12 protein-coding genes are annotated in these 19,992 nt (G+C 69.8%); 11 read left to right on the top strand and 1 reads right to left on the bottom strand.

Annotation, left to right across the window (positions count from 1 at the left end; all coding sequences use genetic code 11):
* Positions 1-156: 156 nt before the first annotated feature.
* From ABZX37_RS29555 to ABZX37_RS29570, 4 genes are all read left to right on the top strand, one after another.
* The gene (locus ABZX37_RS29555) at positions 157-1,005 is read left to right on the top strand and encodes an aminodeoxychorismate lyase (protein ID WP_354744992.1); all 849 of its coding nucleotides are present in this window, start codon (positions 157-159) and stop codon (positions 1,003-1,005) included.
* A gap of 233 nt (positions 1,006-1,238) precedes the next feature.
* On the top strand, positions 1,239-1,364 hold the full coding sequence (locus ABZX37_RS29560; RefSeq protein ID WP_354744994.1) for a hypothetical protein: 126 nt from the start codon (positions 1,239-1,241) through the stop codon (positions 1,362-1,364).
* On the top strand, positions 1,361-2,560 hold the full coding sequence (locus tag ABZX37_RS29565; RefSeq protein ID WP_354744996.1) for an MFS transporter: 1,200 nt from the start codon (positions 1,361-1,363) through the stop codon (positions 2,558-2,560). Before ABZX37_RS29560 ends, ABZX37_RS29565 begins: the two co-directional genes overlap by 4 nt.
* Positions 2,561-2,671: 111 nt before the next feature.
* Positions 2,672-3,837, top strand: a protein-coding gene (locus tag ABZX37_RS29570) for an IS3 family transposase (protein WP_354744998.1) whose coding sequence is annotated in 2 segments (ribosomal slippage) — positions 2,672-2,885 and positions 2,885-3,837 — 1,167 coding nt in all. Because the reading frame shifts where the segments join, the coding sequence is not laid out codon by codon here.
* Between the two features lie 348 nt (positions 3,838-4,185).
* On the opposite strand, the gene ABZX37_RS29575 is transcribed toward ABZX37_RS29570, so the two are convergent.
* Positions 4,186-4,896, bottom strand: a complete 711-nt coding sequence (locus tag ABZX37_RS29575) for a TetR/AcrR family transcriptional regulator C-terminal domain-containing protein (protein WP_354745000.1) — start codon at positions 4,894-4,896, stop codon at positions 4,186-4,188.
* A gap of 70 nt (positions 4,897-4,966) precedes the next feature.
* Between ABZX37_RS29575 and ABZX37_RS29580 the strand changes: the two genes are divergently transcribed.
* The 7 genes from ABZX37_RS29580 (at position 4,967) to ABZX37_RS29610 (ending at position 19,965) form a co-directional block, all read left to right on the top strand.
* Positions 4,967-5,386 (top strand): hypothetical protein, encoded by a 420-nt coding sequence (locus ABZX37_RS29580; protein WP_354745002.1) that lies wholly within the window; start codon positions 4,967-4,969, stop codon positions 5,384-5,386.
* Positions 5,387-5,485: 99 nt separating this feature from the next.
* A complete protein-coding gene (locus tag ABZX37_RS29585; protein WP_354745004.1) occupies positions 5,486-5,716 on the top strand; it encodes a hypothetical protein in 231 nt (76 codons plus the stop codon).
* Positions 5,713-6,480, top strand: coding sequence for an ABC transporter ATP-binding protein (locus tag ABZX37_RS29590; RefSeq protein WP_354745006.1), 768 nt, complete (start codon positions 5,713-5,715; stop codon positions 6,478-6,480). The genes ABZX37_RS29585 and ABZX37_RS29590 overlap by 4 nt, the downstream gene beginning before the upstream one ends.
* The gene (locus ABZX37_RS29595) at positions 6,477-9,032 is read left to right on the top strand and encodes an FtsX-like permease family protein (RefSeq protein WP_354745008.1); all 2,556 of its coding nucleotides are present in this window, start codon (positions 6,477-6,479) and stop codon (positions 9,030-9,032) included. Before ABZX37_RS29590 ends, ABZX37_RS29595 begins: the two co-directional genes overlap by 4 nt.
* 100 nt (positions 9,033-9,132) lie before the next feature.
* On the top strand, positions 9,133-10,005 hold the full coding sequence (locus tag ABZX37_RS29600) for a nucleotide disphospho-sugar-binding domain-containing protein (RefSeq protein ID WP_354745010.1): 873 nt from the start codon (positions 9,133-9,135) through the stop codon (positions 10,003-10,005).
* 97 nt (positions 10,006-10,102) lie between these two features.
* Positions 10,103-15,235, top strand: a complete 5,133-nt coding sequence (locus ABZX37_RS29605; RefSeq protein WP_354745012.1) for a type I polyketide synthase — start codon at positions 10,103-10,105, stop codon at positions 15,233-15,235.
* 11 nt (positions 15,236-15,246) lie between these two features.
* Positions 15,247-19,965, top strand: a complete 4,719-nt coding sequence (locus tag ABZX37_RS29610; protein ID WP_354745014.1) for a type I polyketide synthase — start codon at positions 15,247-15,249, stop codon at positions 19,963-19,965.
* Positions 19,966-19,992: the final 27 nt, after the last annotated feature.

A 19,992-nucleotide genomic window follows, 5' to 3' on the forward strand; every position in this document is an offset into this window, starting at 1 on the left:
GTCTGACGGAGTTGCGTGCACGGCCCCCCGGGCCGGGTACGCAGCTCCGTCAGACGCCGACCTAAAGGCGATCCCGCCCGCGCCGACGAAGTCGGCGCCATCAAATACAGATCCCGCCGCGCCGACGGAGTCGGCGCCAAAGACAAGGATCAAGACATGCGTGTTCTTGGCTACCTGGACGGTTCCGTAGCCGATCCGGACGACCCGGCGATCAAGGTCGCCGACCTCGGCCTGCTCCGCGGCGACGGGGTGTTCGAGACGGTCCTGATCGAGGACGGCGAACCGCGGGAACTGGACCTGCACCTGGACCGTCTCGCCCGGTCGGCCCGGATGACGGAGCTGCCCGAACCGGACGACGCGCAGTGGGAACGGGCCATCCGCGCGGTGATCGACCACTGGCCCGACGACAGCGAAATCGCGATGAAACTCATCTACACCAGGGGATTGGACGCCGAGCCCGACTCCCCTCCGACGGCTTTCGCGCTCGGGCTCGAGATCAGCCCGAGGATGATGCGCGAGCGCACCGAGGGCATCGCCGCGATCACCCTGGAACGCGGCGTCGAACCGGGCCTCGCCGAACGCGCGCCGTGGCTCCTGCTGGGCGCGAAGACGCTGTCGTACGCGGTGAACATGGCCGCTCTGCGCGAGGCTGATCGCCGTGGTGCGTCGGACGTCATCTTCACCGCGACCGACGGTTCGGTGCTGGAAGGCCCGACGGTCTCGGTGGTGCTGGTACGCGGCCGGACGCTGTACACGCCGCCGCCGATCATCGGCATCCTGCCCGGGACGACGCAGGCCGCGGTGTACCGGGGAGCGGAGAGGGCTGGTTTCACCGCGAAGATCGAGACGCTGACCGTGGACGATCTGCTCTCGGGGGACGGGGTTTTCGTCGCGTCGTCGGTGCGCAAGCTGACCCGGGTGCATACCTTGGACGGGAAAGCGCTGCCCGACTCGACCGAATTGCACCGCGAATTGAGTGCGGCTTATGAGTCGGTGTACCGGTGAGGATCTTGCTTGCTCGGCGCGGGAGCGGGCAAGATCGGGAGTGACGATTTCGCTTGCTGGGCATTTCTGGTGGGCGATGGGCGGGGATATTCCGGCGAGCTCGGACGTCGCTTCGGTGTGGTTCTGGCGTTGGTCGCGTCCGGGGGTGGCTCGGGGAGGGGTTCGATGAGCGACGAATCGGTTCTGCTGGCCGGTTCCGGTTCGCCAGGGATTCCCCGGGCGGACGCCGCGTCATGACTGCTCGCCTTGCTTCCTCGGTCCTCGATCAGGACACCCTGCTGCGCGCCGAGCCGATCCTGGCCGTCGGTCCGCCCGTCCCTTATTCGCCGGAACTTCTCGTCGCGGAGGCCACCGTATGACTGCCCGTCCTGCCTCCGCACCTCCCGAACGCGGGAACCCGTTGCGGCCCGCGCTCATTCTCGTCGGCGTTCTGCTGATCGCGACCAACTTGCGTGCCGCGATCACCAGCCTTGGCCCGATCCTGAGCCTCGTTCAAGCTGATCAGGGGCTTTCGTCGGTAGCCGCGTCTGTGCTGGTCAGCGTGCCGCTCATCGCGTTCGCCGGGTGTTCGCCGATCGCGCCCAAGGTCGCCGCGAAGCTGGGGCTCGAGCGGGCGCTCGGTGCGGCGGTGTTGCTGCTCGCGGTCGGGATTCTCTTGCGTTCCACGCCGCCGCAGGTGTTGTTGTGGGCTGGGACGGTGTTGCTCGGGGTTGCGATCGCGATCCTGAACGTCTTGCTGCCCGCGCTGGTCAAACGTGATTTTCCCACTCGGATCGGGCCGATTACCGGGACGTACACGGCGGTCCAGTCCGGCGTCGCCGCGGTTGCCGCCGGGGTGGCGGTTCCGCTGGCTGGGCAGGACGCTGGCGGGTGGCGGTTGTCGTTGGGGATCTGGGCTGGGCTCGCGCTGGTGGCGCTTGGGTTTTTTCTGCCGCAGTTGCGTCGTTCCGCGGCTGTTCCGGCGCTCGCGCGGGCGACTGGCGCGGCGCGGCCTTGGACTAGTGCGTTGGCTTGGCAGGTCACGCTATTTATGGGGCTGCAGTCGCTGGCCTTCTATGTGTTGGTGACCTGGTTGTCCTCCATTGAGCATGCTGCGGGTATCAGTTCGGTGACTGCCGGGTTTCATCAGTTGCTGTTCAATCTTTCCGGGCTGGTCGGGAGTCTGGTTTGTTCTGCGCTTATTCATCGGTTGCCTGATCAGCGGGTCGTCGCTGTTGTTGGCTCGTTGCTGTTGACGACTGCGTTGACCGGGTTGCTGGTCGCGCCTGGGGTTGCGGTGGTGTGGGCTGTTCTCGCTGGGTTTGCTGGCGGGATTACGCTGGCGCTGGCGTTGTCGCTGTTTGGGTTGCGTACTAAGGATTATTCTGACGCTGGGGCGTTGTCCGGGATGGCTCAGTCGGCGGGCTATACGCTTGCCGCGGTTGGGCCTATTGCTATTGGCGCGATTCATGATGTTGCTTCTTCTTGGACGCCTGCGCTGGGGGTGTTGATCGGGTTGGCGTTGGTTCAGACTGTGTTTGGGGGGCTGGCTTCTCGGCCTCGGACTGTTGGGTGATCTTTTCGTCAGCCTTGGTTGCGTGGGGCACCCCGAAGGTTGATTGTGTGAGGTTCCCCCGGTGTGCCGGACACCCTGATCCTTGGCTTCGGCTTGGGGAAGGATGTGTTTGTGTCTGGTTCGTCGAGGTATCCGCAAGAGTTCCGGCGGGACGCGGTCGCGTTGGCGCGGTCGTCGTCGCGTCCGTTGGCGCAGGTGGCTCGTGAGCTGGGGGTGAATCACGAGACTTTGCGTACGTGGGTGCGGGCCGCCGACCGCGCCGACCGGGCCGCCGCAACGGGCGGCGAGGCGGCCGAGGGGGAGCTGCGCGCGTTGCGCAAGCGGGTCGCGGAGCTGGAGAAGGAGAAGGAGATCCTGCGGAAAGCGGCCGCCTATTTCGCGCAGGAGATGGGTCGTTGACCCGCAGCTACCGGTTCATCTCCGCCCACCGCGACACTTTCGGTGTCGCCCGGCTGTGCCGTGTCCTCGGGGTCCGCCGCCCGGGGTTCTACGAATGGCTCGCCGCCGCCCCGGCCCGGCAACAGCGGGCCGCGGCCGAGGACCGACTGGCGTCTGAGATCGCGGGGATCCACGCCGCCCACCGGGGCGCCTACGGCAGCCCGAGAATCACCGCCGAACTGCGCCGCCGCGGCGAGACGGTCAACCACAAGAAAGTCGAACGGATCATGCGCGAACGGCGGATCGCCGGGACCACCCGCCGCCGGCCCCGGTCGCTGACCAGACCGGACAAGACCGCGGCCGCGCCGGACCTGATCGGCCGCGACTTCACCGCCGACGCCCCCGGCAAGCGGCTCGTCGGGGACATCACCTACCTGCCCACCGAGGAAGGCTGGCTCTACCTCGCCACCGTGCTCGACCTGCACACCCGCGAAATCGTCGGCCACGCCCTCGCTTCGCACATGCGCGCCGACCTCGTCTGCGACGCGATCACCCTCGCCGCGGACCGCAGCCTCGCCGGCCCGGGCGCGGTGTTCCACTCCGACCGCGGCACCCAATACGCCTCGGCCGAGTTCCGTGCCGCCCTGGCCGCGCTCGGCGTCCGGGCTTCGATGGGCCGGACCGGGTCCTGCTACGACAACGCCGCCGCCGAATCCTTTTTCGCCACCCTCAAAACCGAGATCGGCACCCGCTCCTGGACCACCCGACACCAAGCCAGGCAAGCGGTATTCGCCTACCTCGCCTACTACAACCACCACCGACTGCACTCCACCCTCGGCTACCGAACACCCCACGAAACCCGCCTCAGCTACAGTCCACGCAACACCCACGCAGCATGAAACCCGGTGTCCGATCCCCGGGGGAAACCTCAGTGACTACGGCGCGGGGGTGCTTGTCAAGGCGGGAAAGATGCCTTGACAAGCGCCCCCGTGCCGTGTTTTTGGCTTCGTATCGGGGTTGGGGGTGGGGTGGGTGCTTTGCTGGGTGGGTGCGTTGGCTGCGGTTCGCGGTGGGGCGGGGCTTGCGCCCCAATGTGGCATTGGGTGCATGTGACGCACCGAATGCCGCATTGGGTGCGTGGGATGCACCGAATGTGGCGTTGGGGCGCATCGCGGCGGGCGCGGGCGGTTCGTGAGGGGAACCCTGAGGGAATCAGAGTCCCTCAGGGTTCCCCTCACGGACTTGGTTCAGGGGAGCAGTGCGGCGATTCCGTCCAGGACTCGTTCCAGGGCGAAGTCTTCGGGGGCGGCGGCTGGGAACTCGCGGGACTCCGCTAGCTCGGCCAGGTGCGGGTAGTCGCCTTCGGTCAGGCGGGGGTGCAGGAACGCTCGCACCTCGGCTACGTACTCGGTCGATTCCGGCGAGTCCGGGTCGGCGACCGTGCGCCGGCGGTCCGCGGTGGCTCGCACTACTGCCGAGATCAGTTCTGCGCACGACAGGGCGTCCACAGTGGACAAACCGGCCTCAACGAAGATCGCTAGGAGCTGCTCGGTCCAGCGGAGGCGGTGTGGGGTCAAGCCCTCGCGGACGTCCAGCAGCCACGGGCGGGCGGCGTATCGCTTGGTCGCTGCGTCGGCCCAGGTGCGGACGGCGGAGCGCCAGTCCAGGCCTAGGGGAGCGGCGGGAGGTGGGCCGAAGCCTGCCTCGGCCAGGAGGATCAGCAGCTCGTCTTTCGAGCTCACGTAGCGGTACAGCGCGTTGGTCGTCAGGCCTAGCGCGGACGCGATGTTCGGCAGTGACGCGGCTGTCAGGCCTTCGGTGTCGGCCAGTTCGACAGCCGCGGCTACCACCGCCTCCACGGTGTGCGACGGCTTCGGTCCTCGGCGGGGACGGGGGGCGTCCAGCCAGGCTGGGGTCAGGCCCGGCGGCAGGGCTCGGGGATCGGGCTCGATCGGCATCTTTCGCTCCGGTACGTCTTTCAGTAAACTGTGCAAGTCTTACACTGATCTGGTCTGGGGGCGAGCCAACGTGAGCGAGACCAACCGGTTCGGGTTCGGGAAGGTCACCGAACTGGATCGGAAGCTGGCGGCTACCGAGGTTGAGCACGCCCGTTCCGAAGGGGTCTGCGACGGGCAGGAAGCGGCCCGCAGGCTGGCCCGGATTCGGCTCGCCGGGTCGCACGCGGCGTTGCGGGCCGCGGTCGAGGGGCGTGCCTCGGCATCGCCGCCGCCGCTGCTCGAGGCCGCGCCGAAGCTCGCGTTCGGGCTTTGGGTGCTGGTCGCGGCGGTCAACACGCTGATCTGGTTCGGCATCGGGGTGATCGGCGGGCAGTGGGATCCGCTGTGGCTGCTCTGGGTCTATCTGGGCGGCGGAGTGCTGGTCGCGGGCGTGTGGAGCGTCCGCGACTTCGACCGGCGGGCGCGGGCCACGGCGGGCCGGGCGTCCTGAGCGAAACCCCTGGGGTTCCCCCATCCGCGGGAGTCCGCTAAACTGTTCAAGCCTTACACAATTAATCCCGACTCCGTCGAAGCCGTATTGGGGGGCCTCATGTCGGAGAGCACCGAGAAGACCCGCTCCGGGAGCGGACTCGCTCGCCGAATCGTCACGATCGCCTGGGCCGCCATCACCGGCGTCCAGTTCGTGATCTGGCTGCTGATGAGCCTCATCAGCATGTCCTTCAAGTCGCCCTTCTGGCTGTGGACGCTGGGCGGGGGCGCGATCGTGCTCGCGGTCTGGTGGTCGCTCGAGCGCCGCGGTTCCGGGAACGGAACGGAGTGAACGACGTGCCCACCACCACTTCCGTGGCAACACCGGTCCAGCTGGACGCGGTGCACAAGACCTACGGCCGCGGCGAGAGCGCCGTCGAAGCGCTCGCCGGCGTGTCCGTCGCCTTCCCGGCAGGCACCTTCACCGCGGTGATGGGCCCGTCCGGTTCCGGCAAGAGCACGCTGCTGCACTGCGCGGCGGGGCTGGACACGCCGACCTCGGGGCAGGTCACCCTCGTGGGGACCGACCTCAAGGGCAAGAACGAAACCCAGCTCACCGAGCTGCGCCGCGAGCACGTCGCGTTCATTTTCCAGTCGTTCAACCTGATGCCGGCGCTGAACGTGGAACAGAACGTCACGCTGCCCACGCTCCTGGCCGGCCGCACGCCGGACAAGGCGTGGGTGGACCAGGTGATCGCGCGCGTCGGGCTGTCCCAGCGCGTGAAGCACCGGCCCGGCGAGCTGTCCGGCGGACAGCAGCAGCGCGTCGCGATCGCCCGCGCGCTCGCGGCCCGCCCGGCCGTGGTGTTCGCCGACGAGCCGACCGGCGCGCTCGACACCACCACCGCGCTCGAGGTGCTCGGCCTGATGCGCGAGCTGGTCAGCGCGGGCCAGACCATCGTGATGGTCACCCACGACCCGGTCGCGGCGTCCCACGCGGACAACGTGCTGTTCCTGGTCGACGGGCGGATCGTCACGCAGATGACCACGCCCAGCGTCGACGCGGTCGCGAGCACCCTGGCGCACCTCGGCGAGCAAGCGAGGAGGCAGCGGTGAGTTCGCGGCGAGTGGTGCTCGCGCTCGCGCTGTCGAGCCTCCGGTACCGCGCGGCGGCGTCGCTCGCGTCGTTCGTCGCGATCTTCATCGGCTGCGGTCTGCTGATCGCGTGCGCCGGGCTGTTCGAGACGGCGATCGTGCTGAAGGCAGCGCCGGAACGGCTGTCCGCGGTGCCTCTCGTGGTCGGCGGATCCGCCGGGTTCAAGCTGCCGGACGAGGAATCCCAGGTCGTCCCGTACGCCGAGCGTGCGGTGCTGCCGGAGGACCAGGTCGCGAAGATCTCCGCGGTGCAGGGCGTCCGGCAAGCGGTGCCGGACGTGTCGTTCGCGACCGTGCTGCTGCACGACGGCGCGCCCGCCGCGTCGGGTGCGTCTGTCCTTTCCGGACACGGCTGGGATTCGGCCTCGCTGGGCGGATACAAGCTCACCGAGGGCGCGGCGCCGAACACGCCGGGGCAGGTGGTCATTGACGCGACCACCGCGTCCGCGGCTGGCCTGCACGCGGGTTCGGCGGTCGACCTGGCGGTGAACGGGCAGCGGCAGTCGTTCCAGATTTCCGGGATCGCACAGCCGTCGCAGACTGTGCGCGCGCCCGCGTTCTTCTTCTCTGTCACCGACGCCCAGCGGTTCAACCCGCATCCCGGCACGGTCGGGCTCGTCGGCGTTTTCCCGACTGACGGGGTCGACGCGGCAGACCTGGCGGGCAAGATCTCCGCGCAGGTTCCCTCGCTCACCGTACTGACCGGCGACGACCGCGGTTCGGCCGAATTCCTCGGCGTGAGCGGAAGCCAGCTGCCGCTGATTCTGCTCGCGGCGGTGTTCGGCGGCATGGTGCTGGTCGTGATGGCGCTGGTCGTCTCCGCGACGATCAGCCTCACCGTCCGGCAGCGGCAGCAGGAACTCGCGCTGCTGCGGGCGACCGGGGCGACGCCGAAACAGGTGCACCGCATGGTCGTCATGGAGACGATGGCGGTCGGCGCGGTCGCCGCGGTGTGCGGGGCGTTCCTGGGCAGCCTGCTCGGGAACTGGATCTTCAGCACCAGCGGCTCGCTCGGCATCGTGCCGGACGAACTCGCCTTCACCCAGGACATCATCGCGTTCGCCGGCGGGATCGTCGTCACGCTCGCGATCACCTTCGGGGCCGCGTGGTTCGCCGCGCTGGCCGCCGCGCGGGCCCGGCCCATCCAGGCGCTGGCCGAAGCGGCGATCCCGGGCGTCAAGGTGAACGCGATGCGCCGCATGGGCGCGCTGATCTGCGGTGCGGCCACGGTTTTGCTGGCCGTGACCACGATCTTCATGCCCGCCGACACGGCGGCGGCGATCGGCGGACCGGCGGTGCTCACCGGGGCGATCGGCGTCGCGCTGCTCGGTCCGGAGATCATCGCCTGGGTGGTGGACCGGTTCGGTCCGTTCGTGCGCCGGGTCGCCGGCCGCGACGCCACGCTCGCGGTCATCAACACCCGGGCGCGGGCGGTCGCGTTCGCGGCGGTGCTCACGCCGATCACGCTCGCCAGCGCGGTCGCGCTCGGCAACGTGTATTCCGAGACCACCGCCCAAAAAGCGCAGATCGCCGCGTACGCCGGGCAACTGAAGGCGGACGCGGTGGTCAGCTCGACCGCGGGCGGGTTCTCCCCGGACGAGCTCGCGCAGATCCGCAGCACGCCAGGGGTTTCGACCTCGTCGCCGCTCGTCACCAGCTCCGGCTGGGTCGAGGAGCCCTACGACGGCAACGGAAGCGACCCGCTGCGGCTGATGGGCGTCGCCGCGCAGGACCAGGGCGGCACGGTACTCGCCACCGAGGTCACCGAAGGCTCGCTGACGCAGCTGCGCGGGAATTCCGTGGCGCTGCCCGCGTCGGTCGCCGAAAAGCTGGAAGTCAAGGTCGGCTCCACCATCAAGATGCGGCTCGGCGACGGGGCGCAGGTCCCGGTGACCGTGGTCGCGCTGCTGGACAGTCCGTCCAGCTACGCGAGCATGATCTTGCCCGCGGATCTCCTGGCCGCGCACACCACCAGCGGCCTGGCGTCGCAGGTGCTCGTGCGGGGCGGGGACGCCGGCGCGATCGTGTCGGCGCTGTCCGACCGGGCGAAGGACTGGCCCGGGGTCACGGTCGGCGACGACAGTGCGCTCGCCGCGAGTTTCCAGGCGAGTGCCGACGTCGAAGCGCTGATCAACTACCTGCTGGCCGTGCTCGCCATCGCGTACGCCGCGATCGCCGCGGTGAACACTCTCGCGGTGGCCGTGCTCGCTCGCCGACGGGAGTTCGGCGCGCAACGGCTCGCTGGTGCGGATCGCGGGCAGATTCGGCGGATGCTGTTCGTGGAAGGCGGGATCGTGGCGGTGACCGGGCTGGTGCTCGGCATCGTGATCTCGCTCTTCACGGTGGTGCCGATGGCGCTGACGACTGGCGAGATCATCCCGTCCGGGCCGATCTGGGTGTTCCTCGGCGTGGTCCTCGCGATCTTCCTGATCGTGTGGCCGGCGACCGCGCTCTCGGCGAGGCTGGCGATGCGCCGCAACGCGATCGAAGCGGTGAAAATGCCCGGCCAGTAACGGTTTCTAGGGGTACGCCGGGTCGGCCCGGGGTGGATAGTCTCGTGACGACTGTCCGCACCGGGCCGACCCGGTTCTTGTCGTATCTGGAGTGATCCCCATGCGTGTACTCCTGGTCGCGCCGTCGTCAACGGCCCGTCTCCACACCCTGGTGCCGCTGGCGTGGGCGCTGCGAAGTGCCGGGCACGACGTGAAAATCGCCGGACGGCCCGCGTTTGTCGAGGACATCCTCCGCACCGGCTGCGTCGCGGTCGAGCTCGAGGACGGCGACGCGGCGCTGACCGAATCCGCGGCGCTGGTCGAGTTCGCGCAATTGTGGCGGCCCGCGGCGGTGATCTCGAATGCCTCCGCCGGAATCGCTGCCGCCCGCGCGGTCGACGCTAAGGCCGTGCGCGTGCTGGGTACGGCTGACGAGCTGGATGCTTCAGCGGACCTCACGCTCGACGTCGTTCCGCCTTCATTGCGGGACTCTCCCGGGCAGCCGCTGCGGCACGTGCCGTACTTCGGTCCGGTCGAGGTGCCGACTTGGTTGCGCCGCAAGGCGCGTCGGGCTCGCATTCTCCTGTCGCTGAACGATCCGTCGTGGTATGAGCCGGTCTTCCGTGCACTGTCCGATGTGGACGCTGAAATCGTCTGTGCGGCGGAGTTGCCCGCTGGTCTCGAATTGCCGCAGAAATTGAAGCTCGTCGACGCCGCACCGCCGGCCGCTGTATTGCCGACCTGTGCGGCGGTAGTGCATGACGGTGACGAGACTTTGGCGCTTGCCGCGGTGGCGTACGGACTGCCGCAGCTGTCGTTGACCGAGTCCGCCTTCGGTACTCGCGTCACGGCGGCAGGTGCGGGGCTTTCCGGTACGGCAGAAGGGATTTCCCGGCTGACGGGCGAAGCGCTTCGTGCCGGTGCGAGCGCGTTGCGTGCGGAGATGGCCGCGTTGCCGGCTCCGCGCGTGGTCGCTGCGGCGCTGGTCAGCTGAATGTGGGGCCGCTAGGGGTGGGGGCGCGCGGGGGCCGTCGGTAGCGTTCCCGACGTGGCACTTTCCACCCTTTTCGCGGTTAGGCGGGGCGATTGGCGTGAGTAGCGACTTCCAGTCCGGCGGCGAGAACGAGCGCAAACTGCTCGCCTACCTCAAACGCGCGACGACCGATCTTCGCGAGGCGAAGCGGGCACTGCAGGAAACGCGCGAGCGTGACGGTGAGCCGATCGCGATCGTCGGCATGGCCTGCCGGTACCCGGGCGGCGTCACGTCGCCCGAGGACCTGTGGAATCTCGTCGCCACCGGAACCGACGCGATCGGCGGCTTCCCGGAGGACCGCGGCTGGCCGTTGGACACCCTGTACGACCCGACCGGCGAACGGCCCGGCACCACGAACACGCGCGAGGCCGGCTTCCTTTACGACGCGGCGGAATTCGATCCGGAATTCTTCGGTATCTCGCCGCGCGAAGCGCTCGCGATGGACGCGCAGCAGCGGATCCTGCTGGAAACCTCGTGGACCGCGCTGGAACGGGCCGGGATCGTGCCGGAAACGTTGCGCGGCAGTGAAACCGGTGTTTTCACCGGCGTCATGTACCACGACTACGCCGGACACGCGGCCGCTGGCAGCGTCGTGTCCGGCCGCGTCGCTTACGCGCTCGGGCTCGAAGGACCGGCGGTGAGCGTGGACACCGCGTGCTCGTCGTCGCTCGTTGCACTCCACTGGGCAGCCCAAGCGCTTCGTCGCGGCGACTGTTCGCTCGCGTTGGTTGGCGGCGTCACAGTGATGGCCACGCCCGAAACGTTCGTGTATTTCTCCGAGCAGCGCGGGCTTTCCGACGACGGCCGGTGCAAGGCGTTCGCCGCCGCAGCCGACGGAACCGGTTGGGGCGAGGGCGCGGGCGTCCTCGTGGTCGAGCGGCTCTCCGAAGCCCGTCGCAACGGCCACCCGGTGCTCGCCGTGGTCCGCGGCTCCGCGGTGAACTCCGATGGCGCGTCGAGTGGTCTGACTGTCCCTAATGGACCCGCGCAGCAGCGAGTGATCCGACAGGCGCTGGAATCGGCCGGGTTGAGCACGGCGGACGTCGACCTCGTCGAGGGCCATGGCACCGGCACGAAGCTCGGCGACCCGATCGAGGCGCAGGCGCTGCTCGCCACCTACGGCCAGGACCGCACCGAGCCGCTCTGGCTGGGCTCGCTCAAGTCGAACATCGGACACACCCAGGCCGCGGCCGGGGTCGGCGGCGTGATCAAGGTCGTGGAAGCGATCCGGCACGGCGTGCTGCCGAAGACACTGCACGTCGACGCGCCCTCGCCGCACGTGGACTGGTCGGCCGGCGAGGTCGAACTGCTCACCGAGGCGCGGACGTGGCCGGAGACCGGACGTGCCCGCCGTGCCGCGGTGTCGTCGTTCGGGATCAGCGGCACCAACGCGCACGTGATTGTCGAGCAGGCCGAGCCGGTCGAGGATGCCGCCGCGCCGGTCGAGGTGCCGGTGCTCGCGTGGCCGCTGTCCGCGGACAGCGTGGACACGCTCGACGCGCAGGTGAACCAGCTCTCGGCGATCGAAGGTTCGCCGACTGATATCGGTTTCTCCTTGGCCACCACCCGGTCCATGCTCGACCACCGCGCCGTGCTCGTCGGTACCACGCGAGACGACCTGCGCGAAGTACGGGGCCGTCGCACCAACGGCCGTACGGCGTTCCTCTTCACCGGCCAAGGCGCGCAGCGGGCCGGGATGGGCAAGGAACTCGCCGCGAAGTACCCGGTGTTCGCCGAGGCCTTCGACGCCGTGTGCGCCGAACTCGACCCACACCTGGACCGTCCGCTGAAGACCGTCCTCGACGATGCCGCCGAGCTGGAGCGCACCGGCTTCACTCAACCCGCGTTGTTCGCGGTCGAGGTGGCGCTGTTCCGGCTGCTGGCGTCGTGGGGGATCAAGCCGGACTTCCTGCTGGGCCATTCGATCGGTGAACTCGCCGCCGCGCACGTGGCCGGGATTCTTTCGCTCCCGGACGCGGCGGCGTTGGTCGGCGCGCGGGCTCGGTTGATGCAGGCGCTGCCGTCCGGCGGTTCGATGGTGGCTCTGCAGGCGACCGAGGACGAGGTCACGCCGCAGCTGACCGACCAGGTGAGTATCGCCGCGATCAACGGTCCGGACTCGGTGGTTCTTTCCGGCACCGAAAACGCTGTCGCCGCAGTGGTGGCGGAATTTCCCACTAGGAAGTCCTCGAAGCTCAAGGTGTCGCACGCGTTCCACTCGCCGCTGATGGAGCCGATGCTCGCCGAATTCGCCGTCGCGGCCGAGAAGCTCACCTACGCGAAGCCGCAGATCCCGATCGTCTCCACAGTCGGGGTCGGCGAGGATCTGTCCACTCCGGACTACTGGGTGCGTCAGGTCCGCGCCGCAGTCCGGTTCCACGCCGGGGTCGAGAAGCTGGTGGACGAAGGTGTCCGGACTTTTGTCGAGATTGGACCGTCCGCAGTCCTCACCGCCGCCGCACAGAACGCGTTTGACGACGACACCCTCGCCTTCATTCCGGCACAGCGCAAGGACCGCGGCGAAGCGGTCAGTGCCGTCACCGCGTTCGCGACGCTGCACGCGCGCGGCGTCCCGGTCGACTGGACCGCGTTCTACCTGGGCGCGCGCCGCGTCGAGCTGCCGACCTACGCCTTCCGCCGCGCCCGCTACTGGCTCCCCGCCGACACGACCGGCGGCGACGCGACCGAGCACGGCCAGCGGCCCGCCGGACACCCGATGCTGAGCTCTGTCGTCCACCTGCCGGAAACCGGCTCGGTGGTGCTCACCGGCCGGTTGTCCACGACCAGCGTCGGCTGGGTCGCCGACCACGTCGTGCTCGGCACGATCCTGGTTCCGGGGACGGCGTTTGTCGAGCTGGTGCACCGCGCCGCTGCCGAGGCTGGCTGCGCGCACATCGAGGAACTCACCCTCGAAGCACCGCTCACCCTCACCGAAAGCGCGGCGATCCAGGTCTCCGTCGAGGCTCCGGACGAGAACGGCCGCCGCACGGTCACCGTCCATTCGCGACACGACAGCGCCGAATCCTGGACCCGGCACGCGAGCGGTTTCGTTGCCCCGACCGCGGAACTGCCGTCGTTCGACCTCGCCGAATGGCCGCCCGCCGGTGCGACGAAGGTCGAGCTGGACGACCCGTACACAACGCTCGCCGCACTCGGTTACGACTACGGCCCGGCTTTCCAGGGCCTGCAGGCGATGTGGCAAGACGGCGATGTCATTTACGCGGAGGTCACGCTTCCCGACGGTGCCGAGGCCCGCGACTATGGCGTCCATCCCGCCCTGCTCGACGCCGCCATGCATGCGCAGCTCCTCGGCCCGGCCCCCGAGGGCGGTGCCGAGCCGATGCTGCCGTTCTCGTTCAGCGGCACGACGGTGCACTCGCCGGGCGCGTCGACGCTGCGAGTCCGAGTCGCCCCGGCGGGTACCGACGCGATCACTCTGCAGATCGCCGACGCCACCGGCGGCCCGGTCCTGACCGTCGAGGCACTCGCCGCGCGAGCGCTCAAGCTGGCTCCGGCGAAAGACACGCTGTACCGCGTCAAGTGGAAGTCTGTCGAGAACATCGGCGAACAGCAGGACTTCCAGATCCTCGAAGTGTCCACTTCGGAGCGTCGAGTGCCGGAAGCAGCGCGCGCAGTCGCGGCGAAGGTGCTCGCCGCCATCCAGGAAACGCTCGACGGCGACGGTCGCCTCGCGGTCGTCACGCGCGGAGCGGTGTCCGTCAACGGTGAGGACGTCGATCCAGCGCTTGCCCCGGCCTGGGGGCTGGTCCGCGCCGCTGCTGCTGAGAACCCCGGCCGCTTCGCACTGGTCGATGGGGACCCGGAGACAGCGCTGGCCACCGGTGAGCCGGAGACTGCGGTCCGAGACGGCCAGGTCTTCGCCCCTCGATTCGCCACCGTCACCGCGGAACCGACCGAACTGAATTGGGACAAAGTCCTGGTCACTGGCGGTACCGGCGGACTCGGCGCAGTCGTCGCCCGGCACCTCGTGACCAAGCACGGCGTGCGCAACCTCGTCTTGACCAGCCGTCGGGGAGCGGACGCCCCCGGTGCGGCCGAGTTGCGCGACGAGCTGATCTCCCGAGGTGCGACGGTCGCGATCGAAAGCTGCGACGTCACCGACGCGGCGTCCGTGCGGAACCTGCTCGAAACCGTCGGCCCGCTCTCCGCGGTGATCCACGCGGCGGGCGTGCCGTCGGCCGGACGCGTCGAGACGCTCACCGAGGAAGAAACCGCCCGTGTCTTCGCGCCGAAGGTCGACGGAGCCTGGCACCTGCACGAGCTGACGAGCGACCTCGACGCGTTCGTTCTGTTCTCGTCGGCCGCCAGTACGGTTCTCGCGGCTGGTCAGGCTGGATACGCCGCAGCCAACGCGTTCCTCGACGAACTGGCCGAACACCGTCGCGCACAAGGACTTCCGGCGACCTCGCTGTGCTGGGGCGCGTGGTCCGAAGACGGCGGCATGGCGGGAGAACTGTCCGAAGCGGACTTCCGCCGTCTCCGCCGTCTGGGCACGCCGCCGATGGCGACCGCCGAAGCACTCGCCCTCCTGGACGCCAGCCTCGCGTCGACCGAACCCGTGCTCGCGCCGGTTCGCCTGGACCAAGCCGCACTGCGCAGCCGGACCGACGACCTGCCGCCGGTCCTGAGGAACATGGTTCGCCGCCCAGTCAAAAAGGCACCGGCCGCGACCCGGTTGGCGACCGTGCCTGAGGCCGAACGCGAGGAGTACCTGCTGGGCCTGGTGTCCGAGCAGGTCGCGGCGATCCTCGGCTTCGCGAACGCCACGGCGGTCGAGCCGGAGCGCGCGTTCCAGGAGATGGGCTTCGACTCGCTCACCTCCGTCGAACTGCGCAACCAGCTCGGCGCGAGGACCGGGCTGAAGCTGACCGCGACCATCGTGTTCGACCATCCGACCCCGGCCGCGCTGGCCCGGCGGCTGCACGAGCTGCTCGGCGTCGGCCGCGGTCCGGCCGAACCGCTGCTGACCGAGATCGACCGGCTGGAAACCCTCCTCGGGGGCGCGGCCGGAACGCTGAACGGGTCGACCGCGAAGGTCACCGCCCGGCTGGACGCCTTGGTGCGCAAGTGGGCCGACGCGCACGCCGGGGCCGAAACCGAAGCCGATCTGGACGAGGCCACCGACGACGAGCTGTTTGCCGTCTTGGACGACGAATTGGGCATCTCATGAACGGGCAGACCATGAGCAACGAGGACAAGCTCCGCGACTACCTGAAGCGTGCGACGGCCGATCTCAAGCAGGCCCGCCGCCGGCTGCACGAGCTGGAGGCGCGCGAGCGCGAGCCGATCGCCATCATCGGCATGAGCTGCCGCTACCCCGGGGGCGTGCGCACGCCCGACGACCTGTGGGCCCTCGTCGACGAGGGCCGCGACGCGATCGGGGAGTTCCCCGCCGACCGCGGCTGGGACATCGAGGGCGTCTACGACCCGACCCCCGAGCGGCCCGGCAAGACCTACACCCGGCACGGCGGTTTCCTCTACAACGCAGCGGATTTCGACGCCGAGTTCTTCGGCATCAGCCCGCGCGACGCCCGCCGCGCCGACCCGCAGCAGCGGATCCTGCTCGAAGCGTCCTGGGAGGCGTTCGAGCGCGCCGGGCTCGACCCGCACGGGCTCAAGGGCAGCTCGACCGGCGTCTACGCCGGCGTGATGTACCACGACTACAGCGGCGGCAGCCCTGACGGCAGCCTGGTGTCCGGCCAGGTTTCCTACACCCTCGGCCTCGAAGGACCGTCGGTGTCGGTGGACACCGCGTGCTCGTCTTCGCTGGTCGCGCTGCACATGGCTGCGCAAGGGCTGCGTCGCGGCGACTGCTCGCTCGCGCTGGCGAGCGGCGTCGCGGTGATGGGCACGCCGGAGATGTTCGTGGACTTCTGCAGCCGTCGCGGTCTCGCGGCGGACGGCCGGAGCAAGTCGTTCTCCGACGACGCCGACGGCACTTCGTGGGCGGAGGGCGTCGGCGTGCTGGTCCTGGAGCGGCTTTCCGACGCACAGCGCAACGGGCACCGCGTGCTCGCGCTGCTGCGCGGTTCAGCGGTCAACCAGGACGGAGCCAGCAACGGCTTCTCCGCGCCGAACGGTCCTTCGCAGGTTCGCGTGATCGAGGCCGCGCTCGTTGACGCTGGGCTCTCGGTGTCCGATGTGGACGCTGTCGAAGCGCATGGCACCGGGACTGCCTTGGGCGACCCGATCGAAGCCCAGTCCCTGCTGGAGACCTACGGCCAGCGCAGCAGCGGTGCGCCGTTGCTGCTCGGCTCGATCAAGTCGAACATGGGGCACCCGCAGGCCGCTGCTGGCGTCGCGGGCGTGATCAAGATGGTGCAGGCACTGCAACACGCTCGGCTGCCGAAGACGCTGCACGTCGGGACGCCGTCGAAGCACGTGGACTGGACGTCCGGCGCGGTCGAGCTGCTCACCGAACCGCAGGCGTGGCCCGAGGTGAACCGGCCGCGGCGGGCGGCGGTGTCGTCGTTCGGCGTGAGCGGGACGAACGCGCACGTGATCCTCGAACAGGCCCCGGTCGCCGAGGAATCCGCAGCTGCGTCGGCACCCGTCTATCCGCTGGCCTTGTCGGCGAAGACTCCGGCCGCGCTTGCGGAGTCCGCCGGACAACTGGCTCAAGTGGACAGTGACCTCGCCGACGTCGTGCACACGCTCGTCGCCGGTCGCGCACCGCTGGACCACCGTGCGGTCGTCGTCGCGCAAGATCGCAAGCAGGCTGAGGAAGCCTTGCGCGCCTTGGCTTCCGGTGCTTCCCGTCCGGACGTGATCACTGGCACCGCTGACGTGCGTGGACGCACTGTCTTCGTCTTCCCCGGCCAGGGTTCACAGTGGACGGGCATGGCGCTCGACCTCATCGAGCAGTCTCCGGTCTTCGCCGCCCGAATGTCCGAATGCGACACTGCGTTGCGGAAGTTCACCGATTGGTCGGTCATCGAAGTCCTGCGCGGCGAACCGAACACGCCACCGGCCGACCGGGTCGACGTCGTGCAGCCGATGCTGTGGGCGGTCATGGTTTCGCTGGCCGCGCTGTGGCGTGCGCACGGTGTCGAGCCGGACATGGTCATCGGCCACTCGCAGGGCGAGATCGCCGCCGCGACTGTCTCAGGTGCACTGTCGCTTGAGGACGGTGCGCTGGTGGTTGCGCTGCGAAGCAAGGCGATCGGCGACATCCTCGGCGGACGCGGCGGCGGCATGCTCGCGGCAGGCCTCCCGGCGACTGAACTGGAAGAGCGGCTCGGCGCGTGGGACGGCCGGATCTCGGTCGCCGCAGACAACGGCGCGACCTCCGCAGTGCTGTCCGGCGACACCGAAGCGCTCGAAGAGCTGCGCGATCAGCTGATGGCCGAAGGCTTCCGCGCGAAGCTGGTCCCGGTGGACTACGCGTCGCACTCGGCACACGTCGAGCACCTCTCGGACCGGCTGCTCGCCGATCTCGGCCCGATCCAGCCGAGGCGCGGCGACGTCGCGATGACCTCCACGGTCACCCTCGACGCCGTCGAAGAGTCCACTGTGGATGCCGCGTACTGGTTCGCCAACCTGCGTCGCACGGTCCGGTTCGCACCGGTCGTCGCGCAGTTGGCCGAGGCGGGCTACACGCGGTTCATCGAGATCAGCCCGCACCCGGTGCTGGCGATGAGCATCCAGGAGACGCTGGACGAAACCGGGCACACCGGCTCGGTCGTCGGCACCCTGCGCCGCGACGAGGGCGACCTGACCCGGTTCGCGACCTCGATGGCGGAGTACTCGGTCCGCGGCGGTTCGGTCGACTGGCTCTCGCTGGTCCCCGGCGGCCAGATCGTCGATCTGCCGACCTATCCGTTCCAGCACAAGCGTTTCTGGCACGAAGAAGAAGCCGTCACGGCGGAGGCCGCGACCCCGGTGGCCGACCAGGAGTTCTGGCAGGACGTGACCGGCGGCGACGTCGACGCGCTCGCCACGAGGCTCGGCGTCGGAACCGGCCCGCTCGCCGAGGTCGTCCCGGCGCTGGCCGCCTGGCACAGCCGCCGCACCGAACTGTCCACTGTGGACTCCTGGCGGTACCGCGTGTCCTGGGCCCCGCTTTCCGGCGTGACCAGCGGACTCGCCGGCAGCTGGCTGATCGTCGTCCCCGCCGGGGATACGCAGGCAACCGACCTGGCGGATGCACTGGCCGAACAGGGCGACGTCGTCCGCCTGGTCGCCGCCGACTACACCCGCACCGCGTTGGCCGAACTTCTCGGCGAAGCAACCGCAGTCCGCCCCTTCGACGGCGTGCTGTCGCTGCTCGCCTTCGACGAGAACCCGACGCTCACCACGATCGCACTGCTGCAAGCCCTGCGGGACAACGAGATCGACGCTCCGGCCTGGGTCGTCACCCGAGGCGCCGTCGCAGTCGACGCCTTCTCCGACGCGGACCCCGAAGCCGCTTCGGTCTGGGGCCTCGGCACCGTGGTCGCCCTGGACCAGCCTGGCAGCTGGGGCGGTCTGGTCGACGTCACGGACGCATCTGACGCTGCGAAGCTGACCGCCGTCGTCTCCGGCGTCAACGACGAGGACCAGGTCGCGATCCGGCCGTCCGGAGTGTTCGCCAAGCGGATGGTGCACGCACCGCTCGGCCCGGACGTCGCCGAGCCGTGGCAGCCGCGCGGCACCGTGCTCATCACCGGCGGCACCGGCGCGGTCGGCGGCCACGTCGCGCGCTGGCTCGCCGGGCGAGGCGCGGAGCACCTGGTGCTGACCAGCCGTCGCGGCCTCGAAGCCGAAGGCGCGCGCGAGCTGGTGGAGGAGCTGTCCGGTACCCGCGTCACCGTCGTGGCCTGTGACGTTGCCGACGAGACAGCTGTGGCCAAGCTGCTCGCCGAGCACCCGCCGACCGCTGTGGTGCACGCCGCCGGAGTGCTGACCCGCGAACCCGCGCTGGCCGACGTCACGCCGGAGGAATTCACCGCCGCGATCCGCGCGAAGGTCACTGGTGCCGAGCTGCTCGACCGGCTGCTCGGCGACACCGAACTCGACGCGTTCGTCCTGATGTCCTCCGGCGCCGCGGTGTGGGGCACCTCCGGCCAGCCCGCCTACGGCGCCAGCAACGCCTACCTCGACGCACTGGCCCGCCGCCGTCGTGCCGCCGGGCGTACCGCGGCCGCGGTGGCCTGGGGTTCCTGGGGCGGTGGCGGCATGGTCGACGCGGACGCGAGCGATCTGTTGCACCGCATGGGATTGGCCGAAATGGACCCGCGGCTGGCCGTCGAAGCACTCGGCCAGGCACTCGACCACGACGAGTCCCAGCTGGTCGTCGCGGACATCGACTGGGCCGCGTTCGCGCCGGTCTACCAGCTCGCCCGGCCCCGCCCGCTGCTGCGCGGCATCCCCGAGGCGGCGGCCGACCAGACCGACGCCGAACCGGCGGACGCGGGCGACCTCGGCGCCCGGCTGGCGTCGCTCAGCCCGGCCGAACAGCGCCGGACCGTGCTGGACCTGGTGCGTGGGGAGGTCGCCGCAGTCGCCGGATACGACGACGGCGGCGCGATCGAACCCGCGCGGGCCTTCAAGGAACTCGGCTTCGACTCGGTGACCGCGGTCGACCTGCGCAACCGGCTCGGCGCCGGCACCGGACTGAAGCTGCCCGCCACGGTCGCGTTCGACCACGTCAACCCGCAGGCGCTGGCCGAGCACCTGTGGAGCCAGCTGTGCGCGGGCGAGACGGAGGTCCCGCTCGAGGCCGGGCTCGACCGGCTCGAAGCGGCGGCCGCCGCGCTCGACGCCGCGGAGATCGACCGGTCCCGCATCCTGCCCCGGCTGCAGGCGGTCGTCGCCGCGCTGCACCAGACGCTGTCCGGGCGCCAGTCCGGCTCCGAAGCGCTCGAAGCGGCCACCACCGACGAACTGTTCGCCCTCATCGACGACGAGCTCGGCGCCTGACCCGCACGGCCAGCCCACTACACCGCG

It is taken from the genome of Amycolatopsis sp. NPDC004079 (assembly GCF_040610415.1).
In the GTDB taxonomy this organism is placed as follows: Bacteria; Actinomycetota; Actinomycetes; order Mycobacteriales; family Pseudonocardiaceae; genus Amycolatopsis; species Amycolatopsis halotolerans.